Origin of the sequence: Methylobacterium sp. WL18 (genome assembly GCF_008040015.1) — a bacterium.
GTDB classification, from domain to species: domain Bacteria; phylum Pseudomonadota; class Alphaproteobacteria; order Rhizobiales; family Beijerinckiaceae; genus Methylobacterium; species Methylobacterium mesophilicum.
The window spans coordinates 1-1,240 of sequence record NZ_VRVD01000972.1 but is presented as its reverse complement, the minus strand read 5'-3'; the positions used below and the strand labels follow the sequence as shown (position 1 = coordinate 1,240).

1 protein-coding gene is annotated in these 1,240 nt (G+C 73.0%); it reads left to right on the top strand.

The features are described 5' to 3' along the window. Positions 1 to 241: 241 nt before the first annotated feature. A partial coding sequence (locus FV228_RS30200) for an IS110 family transposase (RefSeq protein WP_246694086.1) occupies positions 242 to 1,240 on the top strand: 999 nt, incomplete at its 3' end.

Here is a 1,240-nt window from a genome sequence, read left to right as displayed (position 1 = left end):
CCCGGAATTGTCTGTTGGATGTCTGCTAGTTTGAGGGTGTTCCGCGCCAGCGGGATGCCTGGTCCGGGTGGCCACCCGGACCAGGCGCGAAGCGCCGACCGTCCCGGAATAGGGCTGCAACGCCCGTCGTCATCTCGGTCGGCGCTTCGCTTCCCGTGTCACGCTTGATGAGTTGCCTGGGCCCCTCGGCCAGCCGGCCTGACGCCCGCAGACAATCGCAAGCCATCCCAGGATAGCCCCCATGCCGGCCGCCGCCAACACACCCGAGCCCGCCCCGAGATTCGCCGTCCAGGCCGACGTCCAGCCCGACACCGCATCCGCCGCCCCGCCGATCCCCACCCGCTTCCTCGGCTGCGATGTCGGCAAGGCCGGCATCGTGGTGTTCGACAGCCGCGATGCCAGCCTCCGGACCCTGCCCAACCAACCCGACAGCCTCGCCGCCTTCGCGGCCAGCCTCGACCCGACCTGCCTGGTCGTCTGCGAGGCCACCGGCGGCTACGAGGACGCCCTCCTGGCCGCCCTGCTCACGGCCGGATGCCCCGCCCACCGGGCCGACGCCCGCAAGGTCAAGGCCTTCATCCGCTCGTTCGGCACCCTGGCCAAGAGCGACACCCTCGATGCCCGCGCGCTCGCCCACTACGCCCAGGAACGCCACGCACGCCTCGCCCGCTGGCAGGCCCCCGACCCGGACCGCGAACGCCTGCAGACCCTGGTGCTCACCCGGGCCGACCTGGTAGCCCAGCGCACCGCCTGCACCAACCGCCTGGCCGCCCCCGGCGCCGAGCCGGTGCGTTCCTGCCTGGAGGCGCTCCGAACCTGCCTCGAGACCCAGATCCAGGCCCTCGACGCCGCCATCGCCGCGCTGGTGCGCGCCGCCGCCGAACTCGTCCGCGCCGAGCGTGTCCTGCGCACCATCCCGGGCATCGGCGCGACCACCGCCGCCGCCCTGATCGGTCTCATGCCCGAACTCGGCCGCATCGACCGCCGCCAGGCCGCCGCCCTGGCCGGCGTCGCCCCCCACCCCAACCAGAGCGGCGCCACCGATGCCTATCGCCGAACCCGCGGCGGCAGGCCCGAGGTCAAGCGCACCCTCTTCATGGCCGCGATGGCGGCCAGCCGCCACAACCCCACCCTCCGGGACGCCTACCTGCGCCTGCGCGCCGCCGGAAAGAAGCCCATCGTCGCCATCACCGCACTCATGCGACGCCTCATCGTCATCGCAAACGCACGCCTACGCGAC